The 13,657-nt window shown below is 67.5% G+C and carries 13 protein-coding genes; 2 read left to right on the forward strand and 11 right to left on the reverse strand.

The features are described from left to right. Positions 1-17 precede the first annotated feature (17 nt). On the forward strand, positions 18-746 hold the full coding sequence (locus AT701_RS23680; RefSeq protein ID WP_036453560.1) for a TetR/AcrR family transcriptional regulator: 729 nt from the start codon (positions 18-20) through the stop codon (positions 744-746). A 350-nt stretch (positions 747-1,096) separates the two neighbouring features. Next, the gene (locus AT701_RS23685; protein WP_011730130.1) at positions 1,097-1,942 is read left to right on the forward strand and encodes a mycofactocin-coupled SDR family oxidoreductase; all 846 of its coding nucleotides are present in this window, start codon (positions 1,097-1,099) and stop codon (positions 1,940-1,942) included. A gap of 9 nt (positions 1,943-1,951) precedes the next feature. Here AT701_RS23685 and AT701_RS23690 read toward each other — a convergent pair whose 3' ends face one another. The 11 genes from AT701_RS23690 to AT701_RS23740 all read right to left on the reverse strand — a co-directional run bounded on the left by AT701_RS23690 (position 1,952) and on the right by AT701_RS23740 (position 13,653). After that, the gene (locus tag AT701_RS23690; protein WP_011730131.1) at positions 1,952-2,752 is read right to left on the reverse strand and encodes an SDR family NAD(P)-dependent oxidoreductase; all 801 of its coding nucleotides are present in this window, start codon (positions 2,750-2,752) and stop codon (positions 1,952-1,954) included. 26 nt (positions 2,753-2,778) lie between these two features. Then, positions 2,779-5,190 (reverse strand): CaiB/BaiF CoA-transferase family protein, encoded by a 2,412-nt coding sequence (locus AT701_RS23695; protein ID WP_058126708.1) that lies wholly within the window; start codon positions 5,188-5,190, stop codon positions 2,779-2,781. A 5-nt stretch (positions 5,191-5,195) separates the two neighbouring features. Beyond that, a complete protein-coding gene (locus AT701_RS23700) occupies positions 5,196-6,152 on the reverse strand; it encodes an enoyl-CoA hydratase/isomerase family protein (protein ID WP_011730133.1) in 957 nt (318 codons plus the stop codon). Further along, a complete protein-coding gene (locus AT701_RS23705) occupies positions 6,145-7,278 on the reverse strand; it encodes a M24 family metallopeptidase (protein ID WP_058126709.1) in 1,134 nt (377 codons plus the stop codon). Before AT701_RS23705 ends, AT701_RS23700 begins: the two co-directional genes overlap by 8 nt. Beyond that, positions 7,268-8,545: a M24 family metallopeptidase gene (locus tag AT701_RS23710; protein WP_058126710.1), complete on the reverse strand. Its 1,278-nt coding sequence runs from the start codon at positions 8,543-8,545 to the stop codon at positions 7,268-7,270. Before AT701_RS23710 ends, AT701_RS23705 begins: the two co-directional genes overlap by 11 nt. Next, on the reverse strand, positions 8,542-9,714 hold the full coding sequence (locus tag AT701_RS23715; RefSeq protein ID WP_058126711.1) for an amidohydrolase family protein: 1,173 nt from the start codon (positions 9,712-9,714) through the stop codon (positions 8,542-8,544). Before AT701_RS23715 ends, AT701_RS23710 begins: the two co-directional genes overlap by 4 nt. Positions 9,715-9,753: 39 nt before the next feature. After that, on the reverse strand, positions 9,754-10,986 hold the full coding sequence (locus AT701_RS23720; protein ID WP_011730137.1) for a cytochrome P450: 1,233 nt from the start codon (positions 10,984-10,986) through the stop codon (positions 9,754-9,756). A gap of 32 nt (positions 10,987-11,018) precedes the next feature. Then, a complete protein-coding gene (locus AT701_RS23725) occupies positions 11,019-11,213 on the reverse strand; it encodes a ferredoxin (RefSeq protein WP_058126712.1) in 195 nt (64 codons plus the stop codon). 3 nt (positions 11,214-11,216) lie between these two features. Then, positions 11,217-11,909 (reverse strand): TetR/AcrR family transcriptional regulator, encoded by a 693-nt coding sequence (locus AT701_RS23730; protein WP_058126713.1) that lies wholly within the window; start codon positions 11,907-11,909, stop codon positions 11,217-11,219. A 110-nt stretch (positions 11,910-12,019) separates the two neighbouring features. Beyond that, the gene (locus AT701_RS23735; RefSeq protein WP_058126714.1) at positions 12,020-12,826 is read right to left on the reverse strand and encodes an SDR family NAD(P)-dependent oxidoreductase; all 807 of its coding nucleotides are present in this window, start codon (positions 12,824-12,826) and stop codon (positions 12,020-12,022) included. Beyond that, positions 12,823-13,653, reverse strand: coding sequence for an alpha/beta fold hydrolase (locus tag AT701_RS23740; protein WP_011730140.1), 831 nt, complete (start codon positions 13,651-13,653; stop codon positions 12,823-12,825). Before AT701_RS23740 ends, AT701_RS23735 begins: the two co-directional genes overlap by 4 nt. Positions 13,654-13,657 lie beyond the last annotated feature (4 nt).

Raw genomic sequence — 13,657 nt, forward strand, 5'->3', positions numbered from 1 at the left:
GGGGGTCTGGGACCACTATGGCAAGGCGTTCTCCGGTACAGTCGATCCATGCTCTCCCGACTCGACAAGCATCTGAGCCGTCCGTGACCAGCGCCGGCGAAGAACCCGCATGGAAGCAGCGGGCGGTCGAGCGGTCGATCAAAACCGCGAAGTTGCGCGCCGCCCAGCGAGTACAGCGCTTCCTGGACGCCGCCCAGGCGATCATCATCGAAAAAGGCAGCACCGACTTCACGGTGCAGGAGGTCGTCGACCGCTCCCGGCAGTCACTGCGCAGCTTCTACCTGCAGTTCGACGGTAAGCACGAACTGCTGCTCGCACTCTTCGAGGACGCGCTGAGCCGCTCTGCCGACCAGATCCGCGCCGCGACCGCGAGCCATTCGGACCCATTGGAACGTCTCAAAGTGGCCATCCAGCTGCTGTTCGAGTCGTCCCGGCCGGATCCGGCCGCCAAGCGGCCGCTGTTCACCGACTTCGCACCGCGCCTTCTGGTGTCCCATCCGTCCGAGGTCAAAGTCGCGCACGCGCCGCTGCTGGCCCTGCTCACCGAGTTGATGGAAGAGGCGGGCGAGGCCGGCCTCCTCCGCGAGGGCATCAACCCGAAGCGCATGGCCGCGATGACGATGCAGACCGTCATGTTCGTCGCGCAGTCGAGTGGCGGGGCCGACGAGTCCACGCCCAATCCCATCACGGCCGACGAGGTCTGGGACTTCGTCGCGCACGGCTTCTCAGCCGATCCGCCCGCCTGAGAACCACGTTCTCCGCGCGTCAGAAGCCATTACTCCTTGGGCGTGATGCCGGTCACGGGAATGGTTTCTCCGACCGATCCCTTTCCGCCGCCCGCACAATTTCGACAACGCATGTTGCCATTCTTTTCTGTTGTGCAGTCGCTCAGCATTGCTGAGCATGTGTTGTGAAGCGTCCGTTTCGCTGCTCTGGACAGCGATGCATGAGAACCTGATTCTTGCTGTGAGAGAGCAATGATGCCGAAAACGAGTCTGTCGTTGACACCGTGGGTACGCCGGTGACAGAGTGCTGAGCAGGTGCACAGTTTCGTCGATCGGCACCGGCATACCGAGCTACAGAACAGAGGTAACCAATGTCTGGACGGGTGGAAGGCAAGGTCGCATTCGTCACCGGCGCGGCCCGCGGCCAGGGCCGTAGTCACGCACTGCGGTTGGCGCAGGAAGGCGCCGACATCATCGCCATCGACATCTGCGGCCCCATTCGCCCCGGCGCCGAAACCGCCATCCCGGCATCGACATCCGATGACCTTGCCGAGACCGCGAACCTGGTGAAGGGACTCGACCGCCGCGTCGTCACCGCGGAGGTGGACGTGCGCGACGCCGCGGCCATCAAGGCCGCTGTCGACAGCGGTGTCGAGCAGCTCGGCAGGCTCGACATCATCGTCGCCAACGCCGGCATCGGCAACGGCGGCGACACCCTCGACCAGACCTCCGAGGAGGACTGGGACGAGATGATCGACATCAATCTGTCCGGTGTCTGGAAGTCTGTGAAAGCCGGTGTCCCCCATATCGTCGCGGGCGGACGCGGCGGGTCGATCGTCCTGACCAGTTCGGTAGGCGGGCTGAAGGCCTATCCGCACTGCGGCAACTACGTGGCCGCCAAGCACGGCGTGGTGGGCCTCATGCGGGGCTTCGCAGTGGAACTCGGGCAGCACAACATCCGCGTCAACACCGTGCACCCGACGCACGTCGCCACCCCGATGCTGCACAACGAGGGCACCTTCAAGATGTTCCGTCCCGACCTGGAGAACCCGGGCCCCGACGACATGGCCCCCATCTGCCAGATGTTCCACACGTTGCCCATCCCGTGGGTCGAGCCCATCGACATCAGCAACGCCGTGCTGTTCCTGGCCTCCGACGAGGCCCGTTACATCACGGGCGTGACGTTGCCGGTCGACGCGGGAAGCTGCCTCAAGTAGGGCCGGTCCCTAGCCCGGCCCGAGCGTGGGGGCACCGGTCTGCGGGTGGTGATACCAGCCGCCCGCAGCCTGGGTGCCGCCATCGACATGAAGGGTCTGGCCGGTGATGTAACTCGACATACCCGACGCCAGAAACACTGCCGCCCCGGCCATCTCATCGACATGGCCGGGGCGTTTCATGGGTATCGCATCCCCGCCGGGCTGTCGCCCACCGGACAGCGCCAGCAGACCGTCGGTGACGGTGAGATCGGGCGCGAGCGCGTTGACGCGGATGCCGTACGGCGCGAGCTCGAACGCCGCGGTGAGCGTGTAGTTGATCACGCCGGCCTTGGCCGCCGAGTACGCGGCGTAACGCGGCGCCGCGCGAACACCTTCGATCGACGTGAGATTGATGATGCTGCCAGGCATCTCGGCCGCCACCATATCGCGGGCCACGCGCTGCGTGCACAGCAGCACATGGCGCAGATTCGCCTTGTACAGGGCATCCCAACCGTTCTCGGTCGTCTCCAACAGCGGTGACGCGAACACACCGCCTGCGTTGTTCACCAGGATGCTCACGGTCCCGAGTTCCGAGGTGGTCTGCGCCAGCGCGGCGTCCACCTGATCCGCATCCCGCACGTCGGTCACGATCCCCACACCCCCGACGGCCCGCGCTGCAGCCTCGCAGGTCTCAGGATCGCGCTCCCAGATCGCGACGCGGGCGCCGAAGGCCGCCAAACCCTCGGCGATGCCACGGCCGATCCCGGCCCCACCGCCGGTCACCACCGCCACACGACCGGTCAGCAGGATGTCAGATGGATTGATGGCCATGGCTTTCGAGCATCGCACGCCCTGACTCAGCGCGTCACGCGTTTGGCGGCACCCGGTTCGGTCCCGATGACCCCGTGCTCGGCCAGCGCCGTGATCTCGTCGTCACCGAGGCCGAGTTTGGCGAGCAACTCGTGGTTGTGCTCCCCCAGCAGCGGCGCGGGCCTGCGATGGAACTCCTTGGGTCCGTTGGCCAGTGAGACGGGCAGGGTGCTGTGCGCGGCGGCCGGGTTCACCGGGTGCCCGACGAACTCGAAGAACCGCCGGTGTCGCAACTGCTCCAGCTCGAGCTGGCGGTGCGGCTGCATGACCTTGGCCACGGGTACACCGGCGGGCCACAGGGTCTCGACGATCTCGTCACCGCTACGTGGTGCGCACCAGGTGGCGAGCTCCTTGTCGATGCGGTCGTGGTGGGTTCGGCGACCCGTGTGGGTGGACAGCTCGGGATCCGACGCCCACTCCGGGTCGCCGATCACACGACGCAGAGCCTCCCATTGCGCGTCGGTACCCACCGCGATCGCGACCCAGCTGTCGGGCCGGCCGAACTCGTCGATGTCGACCGTGCGGTACAACCCCTGCGGGGCCGCGGTGGGCCCGCGGTTGCCGTCGCGCTGCAACAACGCACCGTGAGCGGAGAACTCGATCACCTGCTCGGCGGCGATGTGCAGCGCCGCGTCGACCATGGCGGCCTCGATGAGCGTTCCCTGCCCGGTGCGCCGCCGGTGTTCGAGTGCGAGCAGCAGCGCGGTGAGCGCGTGGATGCCCGCGTTGGGGTCGCCCACCGAATAGGGCTCGAACGGTGTGCGGTCGCTGAACCCGGTGAGCCAGCTCAGGCCCGAGGCGTCTTCGATGATGTAGGCGAACGCGGGATTGTCGCGCCACGGCCCGTCGAGCCCGAAGCCCGGCATGCGCAGCATGATGATGTCGTCACGCAGGGCACGCACCGCGTCGTAGTCGAGCCCGATCTGGTCGATGACGCGCGGCGTGAAGTTCTCCACCACCACATCCGACGTCGCGATCACGCGGCGCAACAGGTCCCGGCCCGGCTCGGTCTGGAAGTCGAGGGTGATGCCCAGCTTGTTGGTGTTGAGCGCGCTGAAGATCGGTGAGCGCTCCCACCACTGCTCCTCAGAGGCGGGGATGCCCGCGATCAGGCGGGTTCCGTCCGGGCGCACCGTGGATTCGACGTGGATGACCTCGGCCCCGAGCATCCCGAGGATGTGCGTGCAGGACGGCCCGGCCCAGAACGTCGTCATGTCCAGCACGCGCAGACCCGAGAACGGCAGGCGGTCACGTGCGGGCGGACCGGCCGGGGCCGGGCGCGGCGCGCGTGTCGCGGCACGGACCGCGTCGGTGTGCGCGCCGAGTTTCGGTGCGGCCGTGGGCGGCCGCAGCGCCACGCCATCGAGCCGGTAGGGATGGTTGGGCGCGGTGAAACCGTCGGGGTGGTGCACGAAGCTGCCACGCTCGACGAAATGGTCCATGCGCGTGACGTTCTCGCCGTTGCCCACGGGTGAGTTCGGGATGCGGAACGCCGACGCGAGGTCACGCACGTCGTCGACGCGTTGTTCGCGCAGCCACGCGTAGAGTTCCTCGGCGTGCAGGTTGGCCTGCTCGGTGATGGTCAGTTCGGTGGTCTCGTCGATCCATTCGTCGTGGCCCGACATCGCGCACAGGTCCCACCACTGCTGAGCGGTACCGCATCCCAGTGCCACCAGGCCGTCGGCCGCCTGCGCGACCCCGGGAACGGTGGGACGGCGCTCGGTGCGCCACGGCCTGCCGAGCATCTCGAAGTAGGTCACGGGATAGTACGTGAGGCCCAGGATCTGTGATTCGAGCTTCGACAGGTCGATCAGTTCCCCGTGGCCATCGCGGTGCCTGCGGGTGAGGAACGACAGCGTCATCGCCGCGGCGTAGGCACCTGTGAGCCATTCACCGACCTGCCCGCCGATCGTGACCGGCGCGCGGTCCTGCACACCCCGGCCGATCCCGATGGCACCGCCGGACCAGGCCTGCAACGTGAACTCGGTGGCGGCCCGGTCGCACCACGGCCCGTCGAGACCGAACGGCGTGATCGCGGTGACCACCAGATGCGGATACCGCTCGTACAGTTCGCGTGGCGAGACCTTCTGTGCCAACGCCGATTCCGGTGACCACACCACGGCGTCGGCCGAACCCGCCAGCCGGTCCAGCAGGTCGAGACCGTCGTCGGGACCGATTACGACGCTGCGCTTGCCACCCGCCAGGAAGCTGAACAGCGCACCGTGGCGGCCGGGTTCGATCGCCGCGCCCGAGGCCGACCACCGCCGCAGCGGATCACCGTCGGGCGCCTCGACCTTCACGACGTCGGCGCCGCCGTCGGCGATGAGCTTGGTGGCATATCCCCCGGCGATGCCGCTCGTGAGGTCGAGGACGGTGTAGCCCTCAAGCGGTGCAGTCATGGGTGTCAGGGTTTCGCCCGGTTCTTCTTGGAGAGGCGGAACTCGGGTGGGAACCTGCTGTCGTTGTCGTTCACCGCGGCAGACAGTCCCGAGTCGATCGACTCGAACATGTCGAGGTCGTCGTCGCTGTCGTTGGCGACGCCGTTGCCCATGGACTCGAAGAACGCGCTCAGCAGGCTGCCCATGTACTCGCCCTGCTGTTGTTTGAAGATCTCGAAGAACATCTTCTGCTGGAACACGGTGTCCACGGGGCGGTTCCGCGCACACGCCGTGGCGTACTTGTCCACCTCGGCCTCGAGCCGGTCGCGCGGCACGACCTTGTTGAGGAAGTTGCAGTCGTACATCTCGGCGGCCGTGAACGGGCGGCCGGTGAAGACCATCTCCTGGAACTTGCGCAGCCCCATCATCTGCACCCACGTCCACATGCGCGGACCCCAGCCGTGGTAGCGGAACGACGGATGCCCGAACAGCGCGTCGTCGCTGGAGATCACGAGATCGGCGTCGGCGCATTGGTAGAAGTGCCAGCCGTAGCAGTAGCCCTTGGCCTCGACGATGCTGATCTTCTTGAAGTCCTGCAGCGCGCGGTTGCCGGCCTGCGAGTTGGCGTACCACGCCGAGATCGTGGCGCCGTTGCGGAACGTGCCCCGGGGCGGATACGTGACCTCGCCTACGCCGTCGTCCTCCAGGCGCAGTTCGGCCAGGCGCACCGCGGGATTGTCATTGCCTTCCATGAACTCCGGCAGATCGGCGCCGCTGCCCAGGTTGTCCCCCACCCCGCGGATGACGACGACCTTGACGTCGTTGTCGGCGTTGGCCGCGCGCAGCACGTCGGCGTACCGCAACCGGGCCATCGACGTGGGCGCGTTGAGGAACTCGGGCCGGTTGAACGTGATGGTCGCGATCTTGGTCTCGGGATCCTTGTCGTAGAGGATGATCTCCTCCGGCGTCGGCCGCTCAGCCATGGACAGCCTCTCCGTATACCGGGACGGTGGTCAGCACGTCGGGACCGTCGGCGCCGATGACGACGGCGTCGCGCGTGAACACCGCACCGATGCCGGCCTCCCACACGTAACTGGTGACGGCGAGCACCATGCCCTCCTCGAAACGTTCGCCGTCGGCCGTGGCCCGCAGGGCCGGTGACACCACGGGCGGGTCGAAACCCAACCCGAGGCCGTGCGCGACGGGCATCGCGGGCAGCGGTTCACCCGCCTGCTCGTAGGCGTCGAGCAGCGCGCTGGTGGGCCTGCCGGGGCGGCACGCGCCGGCGAGCCTGTCCCACAGGTCATCCCGTCGCCGGTACAGCGCCCGGACGGCGTCGTTCGGCTCACCCGCGTACAGCGTGCGCGCGACCTCGGCGACGTAGCCGTCGGCCAGCACACCGGCCGAGAGCGCCACCAGGTCCCCGTCACGCACCCGGCCGTCGCCCCCGGCGCGGCGCCACGGATGCTCCTTGGAGGTGACCCACGCCGCGTCCTGCGTCGCCGGTGTGCTGACGCCGCCTGCGGCCTCGGCTTCGAGGATCGCGCCGGAGAGCGCCTGCTCGCTGGTACCCGCGTGGACACCTGCGACACCGGCAGCCAGTCCCTTCTCGGCGATCGACAGCGCCCACCGCAGCGCCTCGATCTCCTCGGGCGTCTTGATGCGGCGGGCATCGCGCATGGCCTGCTCGCCGTCGACGAGTTCGGCCTGCGGGAACGCCATGGGCAGCAGCTTGGCGAATGTCGGTGTCAGGGCGTCGGTTCCGACGCGGCGCGCGGTCGCGGTGCCCTTGATGTTCTGCAGCACCCCGATGAGCGTCATGGGGTTCCAGGCCAGGCCGTAGAGGTTCTCGTGCGGGATCTCCTCGGGGATGCCCTCGTCCCATGTGCTGTTGAGGTGGATCTCACCCGTCTCGCGTACGTAGGTGCAGATGGGCCCGAACGGACGGGTTCCGACAACCCACAGTTGCGGTGCGCCCGAGATGTAGCGGACGTTGGCCTGCCTGCCGAGCACCAGCACATCGAGGTCGTAGGCCTCCATCTGTGCCAGCGCGCGTTCGCGCCGGCTCACGCGCAGCGCCCGGTTGTCGGCCTCGATGTCAATTCCCACTGGACACCTCGTAGGGGTCGTACGGATAAGCGGTCAACGGCATCCAGCCACCCTCGGTGACCACCACGATCTCCTCGCCGCGGTAACCACCCGTGCCGTCCTCCCACACCACGGGTTCGAACACCAGCAGCATGCCGTCGGGGAACACGAAGTTGTCGTCCCACTCCTGGCCCAGATCGGTTCCGATCATGGGCATCTCGGCCGCGCTGGTGCCGATGCCGTGGCCCAGGTAGAAGTGCGGCAGCCACGGTTTCTGCCCACCGGCGGCCTTCGTGGCCGCACGCCCCAGGTCGCCGCACGTGGCACCGGCCTTCGTCACCGACAGCACGGCGTCGACGATCTCACGCCACCTGTCGAACTGGCGCTGCTGCGCGGGCGTGGGATCCTGCCCCACTATCCAGGTGCGGCCGTGGTCGGAGCAGTAACCGTGGTAGGCGATCGACACGTCGGTCCACAACACGTCGCCGTGGCGCAGTTCGCGTTCGGTGGTCAGCAGCGGCAGCGCGAGATCACCGTGCGTGGTCCACGTGCCGTCGGCGCGCGAGGCGGGCATGACCTGCCAGATCGAGTCGAACATGTTGGTGGTCGCGCCGAGTTCGAAGGAACGGCGGACGAATTCGGCCGACAGGTCGATCTGGCGCACGCCGGGTGCCACCGACTTCTGGATGTCGGCGACGGCCTGCTCGGTGATCTGGGTGGCCCGGCGCAGCGCCGAGATCTGGTCCACGGTCTTGACGATCTTGGCCGCGCCGATGGTCGCCGCCGCGTCGACGGGCGCCTGCGGGAACAGCGCGGTGCCCGCGCGGCGCATCGCGCCGGTGAGTTCGTCGACCGCGATGGTGGCCCCGGCACGCACCAGGCCGGCCAGGATCTTGCCGAACTGCTCGACGCCCTCGTCGAATTCGAGGTAGACGGGCCCGTGCAGGTGGTCGTCGGGCACCCCTGACTCCATGGCCGCACCTTCGCGGAACGGCAGGTACAGGTGCGGGTGCTCGTCGTCGGCGAGGACGACGGCCACGGGTCGTTCGACGTGCGACAGTCCGGCGTCGGCGAGCGGCCAGCTAATCCCGGTCGCGTACATCACGTTGCTGTTGCCCAGCAGGACGAGCGCGTCGACACCCTGCTCGGACATCGCCGTGTGCAGCCGCGCCGACACGTCCCGCCGCAACCGCGCGAAGTCCGGTTCGGCCGGGATGTCGAGCCACCTCAGCCCGGTGCGGGCGATCTGGGTGACGCCGCTGTGGGTGAATGTCGTCGCTGGAGTCACTGCAGCCCCAGGAACTTCTGGATGTTGGTGCTCACGATCTTCACGGCGTTCTCCGGGCCGACCGCGTCGACCACGGTGGCCAGCGACTTCTCCGAGTATCCGAACGTGGACTCGTTGTGCGGGTAGTCGCTTGACCACATGACGTTGTCGACGCCGATGTCGTCGATGAGCCGCAGGCCCAGCGGGTCGACCATGAACGACGCACACATGTGCTTGTCCCAGTAGTGCCGGATGTCGTGCTGCAGTTCGTGGTTGAACATGTGCCGGTAGGAGGCCAACATGTGCTCGGCGTCCTGCAGTGCCGTGGGCACCCACGCGATGCCGCCTTCGAACCAGCCGATCTTGAGCTCGGGATGGCGGTCGAGGATGCCGGAGAACACGTACTTGGCGAACTGCTCGCGGAACGAGTCGACGTTGACCATCATGCCCACCACGACGCTGTTGTTCTCACACGGCGTTTTGGGTGGGGTCTCCCCGATGTGATGGCTGACCGGGATGCCCGACGCCTCGATCTCGTCCCACACGGCATCCATCGCGGTGCTGCCGTAGTCGTAGATGTTGCCCTCGTCGTCCTTACCGGGATTCAGCGGAAGCAAAAACGTCCGCAGGCCAAGGGATTTGAGCTGCTCGAGCGTGCTGCGCGTACCCGACGGATCCCACCAGTTGATCAGGCCGACGCCGTAGAAGTGGCCCTTGGACTCCTCCTGCAGGGCCGCGATGTGCTCGTTGTAGATGCGGAACACGCGCTCGCGGATGGCCTTGTCCGGGTAATGGAACAAGGCGAGTACAGCATTCGGGAACGCGAGTTCCTTGTCGATGCCGTCCTCTTTGAGTTCCCGCACGCGCGCGCTGATGTTGTTGGACGCGGCGCCGGCCAGATCGTCGTACTGCATGAGCACGCGGCCGAAGTCACCTCCGGTCCACGCCTTGCCCTTCATGCCGACCATGTACGCGCCGTCCTCGTACCAGATGCGCGGCGCGGCGCCTTTGAGTTCCTCGGGGAACCGGTCGTAGAAGATGTCGTCGGCAACCGAGATGTGGTTGTCGGCCGAGAAGACCTCGGTGCCCTTGGGGAGGCTGGACAGTCCGTCCGGCGACGCGTGGCCTCTGCGGTGTTTGGGAGCGCCGAAACCTTCGGGCGGATAGAGGGTTTGAGTGGCGACGGACATCAGGGTGACTCCAATCTGACTGGTGGGAGGCGTCGCGGATCACCAGGCGACGGGAAGTTCGTACACGCCGTAGGCGAGCCGGTCGTGCTTGAACGGCACTTCCTCGAGCGGGATCGCCAGGCGCAGCGTCGGGATGCGGCGCAGCAGGGTGTGGAACACGATCTGCAGTTCGGCGCGCGCGAGCTGCTGGCCCACGCACTGGTGCCTGCCGTAACCGAAGCCGAGCTGCTGCCCGGCGTCGCGGGTCAGGTCCAGCTTGTCGGGCTCGGGGAACGCCTTGGCATCCCAGTTGGCCGGCACCAGGTCGATGATGATGCCCTCGCCGGCCTTGATGGTCTCGCCGCCGATCTCGATGTCCTCGACCGCCACGCGGCGCTGCCCGGTCTGGATGATCGACAGGTAGCGCATGAGTTCCTCGACCGCGTTGGCGATCACCTTCGGATCCTCGGCATTGCGCAGGAAGTCGGCCTGTTCGGGATTTTCCAGCAGCGCGAGGATGCCGATGCCGATCATGTTGGCCGTGGTCTCGTGCCCGGCGATCAGCAGGCCCGTGCCCAGCTGGGCGGCCTCCTTGACGCTGAGTTCACCGGCCGTGACGCGCTCGGCCAGATCGGATACGGCGTCCTCGGCGGGCTCGGCCTGCTTCTTCTCGATCAGGTCGATCAGATACTGGTGCAGGCTCATCGCGCCCTTCTGCATGGCATCCGCGGCGGCGTAGCGGGCCAGGCCTGCGTTGGCGTGCTCCTGGAAGAACTCGTGGTCCTCGTATGGGACGCCGAGCATCTCGCTGATCACGACCGTGGGCACCGGCAGCGCGAGCTTGTCGACGATGTCCGCCGGCTGCGGTCCGGCGAGGATCGCGTCGATGCACTCGTCGGTGATCTTCTGGATGGCCGGACGCAGTCCCTCGACGCGCCGGAACGTGAACGGCTTGGACAGCATCCGGCGAAACCGGGTGTGCTCCTCGGCATCCGAGGTGAACACCGACCGCGGCCGCTTGTGCACCGTGGCCAGCATGTGCTCGTTCCAGTGTGGGAAGCCCGGACGACGGTCGTCCACGCTCACCCGGGAGTCGGCGAACAACGCCCGGGCCTCCTCGTGGCCGGTGATGAGCCACGGCGTGCTGCCGTCCCAGATCCGCACGCGGGACAGGCCTTTGGCCTTGTTCATGTCCAGCATCTGTGGCGGCGGCGCGAACGGGCACGCGGCCGCGCGCTCCATGGGGTATCCGGGGATGTCGGTAGCGCTGGGCTGCGTCAGGGTCTCGGACATGTGTCGGTGTGTTCCTCTGGGATCGGTCTGTGTCAGTCGTGGATCTCGATGGCCAGGGCCGGGCAGGCCGCCGCTGCGCGACGCGCGTTGTCCTCCTGGTCGGGGTCGGGGCTGTCGTCGAGCAGCTCCACGACGCCGTCGTCGTCGCGCTGGTCGAACACCTCGCCCGCGTTGAGCACGCACTGTCCCGACGAGACGCACCTGTCCTGGTCGACGGAAACCTTCACTGCTTACTCGTCTCCTCCGGTGACCGGCGCCAACCACAGGCCCACGATCGCGTCGATCAGGCCCGACGCCGCGCCCTGCCATGACGAACGCGCAACGGGTGCACTCTGGGCGAGGGCGCGTTCGCGGTCGGCGCAGCTGTGCATCAACAGGTTGCGCGCCATGATGTTTCGTTCGGCCCGGATCTCGGCGGGCAGCTCCGGCAGGCAGCTGTTCATTCCCTCGACGACCTGCACCAGCGACGGCGAGCTGAGGGCGTCACGCACCACGATGTCGTGGTAGGCCGGGTCGGTCATCACCTGCGCCGCGAACCGCGCGTACCAGGTCGGGTTGCCAAGTGCGGCAAGGTGATCGGTCAGCGGGCGTACGAGGCAGCCGACCCAGCCACGCAGGTCGGTCGAGCCCTGCACCGAGTCGATCATCTGCTCACGCAGGTATTCGATCGGGCCGCGGTGCTTGTGCTCGATCGCGCGCACCAGGTCGGTCTTGGTGCCGAAGTGGTATCCCACCGCGGCGTTGTTGCCCTGCCCGGCAGCCTCGCTGACCTGGCGGTTGGACACCGCGAACACGCCGTGTTCGGCATAGAGCCGTTCGGCGGCCTTGAGGATGGCCTCTTGTGTGCTGCTGGCCCGGTCGGCCCGAGCCGACCGACTCGCTGTCCGGCTGGCTGTGGTCACCAGTCCAGTGAACCGGGTCACATGCTTTAAGTCAAGCGATTGAATTATCTGAGCCCCCTTTCAAGCCCGCCGGCACTACGGTTGTTGGCGGCAAAACGGCGTTTGCGCGCCAAGATGCGTAGTCTCGGCGGTCAGTTCTTCTCTTTGCGGACGATCACCTTTCCCGCCACCGTCCCACCGTCGATGGGCAGGACCGTGCCGGTGACGTAGCGCGACCGGTCGGTGGCGAAGTACAGCGCGGCCTCGGCGACATCCTCGACCGTGCCTTCGCGTTTGAGCGGCCGGTCGGCCCGCATCTGGGCCCGGATGTTGGCCTCGAACTCCTCGATGCGTTGCCGGTCCTCCTCCGACGCGGATTTCGCCACGATCGCCGTGCGGATGTTGCCGGGTGCGATCGCGTTGACCCGGATCTCGTGATGCGCGAGCTCGATCGCGGCCGACTTGGTGAACTGGATGACCGCGGCCTTGGAGGCGCGGTAGGTCATCACGCCGCCGCCGGCCTGGATACCGCCGATCGAGGTGAGGTTGAGGATCGAACCGCCCCCGTTCTCGGCCATGTATCGGGCCGCCTCCCGCGTGCCCGCCATGACACCCAGCACGTTGACGCCCATGACCTTGTGGAAGTCGGCCAGGTCGTCGTCGAGGAAACGCCGGTGCATGGTGCCCGAGACGCCGGCGTTGTTGACCATGACGTGCAGTCCGCCGAAGCGTTCGACGCCGGCCGACACCAGCGCGGCGACCTGCTCCTGGTCTGCCACGTCGGTCGTGAGGAATTCGGTGTGCGCGCCGAGTTCCTCGGCGAGTGCGGTGCCGCGGTCCTTGTCGACGTCGCCGATCATCACCTGCGCTCCCTCGGCGACGAACCGGCGGACCAGTCCCTCACCGAGCCCGGATGCGCCTCCGGTGACAACCGCCACCCGCCCGGCCAATTCGCTCATGACACCTCTTTCAGGAAGTCCGACAGCAACCGGTTCACGGTGTCCGGTTGCTCGATCTGTGGGCAGTGCCCCGCGTCGGCGACGACGGTGCTTGTGGCTCCGCTGATCTGGGCCGCGATCTGTGCGGCCCACCCCGACGGCAGCAGCTTGTCCCGCTCCCCCTCGACGATCAGCACAGGTACGCCGATGCGCTCGTAGGCGCGGGCACTCGACGGCGCGGCGGGCGGTTCCAGACCCGGCCGACGGAACCTGGCCGCAGCCAGTGCCTCCCACGCTCCCGGCGCGATGCTCGACTCGTAGCGTCGGCGCACGTAGTCCTCGTCGGCCGGGTACGACGGATCGGCGAACAGCGCCGCCACGATGCGCCGCATGCCCTCCAAGGTCGCGTCGTAGTCGTACAACGCAGCCATGTGCTCGTTGCGCTGGATCTCGCCGCCACCACAGATCGCCACGAGCGAGCGCACCGGCAGCAGTGGCGCATCCGAGGTGGTGTCGACCAGCAGGTTGATCGCGCCCATCGAGTTGCCCACGAAATGCGCCGATTTCACGCCCATTTGGGCACAGAACCGCGCGATGTGCCGGATCCGCATGCCGCGGCCGTCGGTGAAGTCGACGACCTTGGCGCTGCCGCCGAACCCCAGCATGTCCGGGGCCAGCACGTGGTGGTCGGTAGCGAGCGCACCGATGGTGCGTTCCCAGCCGAGCTCGGCGCTGACCCCGAACTCGCCGCCGTGCAGCAGCACCACCGCATCACGTGCCGGGTCCCCGGCCTCCAGGTAGGCGGTGGTCAACCCGTCGACGACGATGGTCTTACGTTCGAAGTCCACAGCC

The sequence above is a fragment of the Mycolicibacterium smegmatis genome, from assembly GCF_001457595.1.
GTDB classification, from domain to species: Bacteria; Actinomycetota; Actinomycetes; order Mycobacteriales; family Mycobacteriaceae; genus Mycobacterium; species Mycobacterium smegmatis.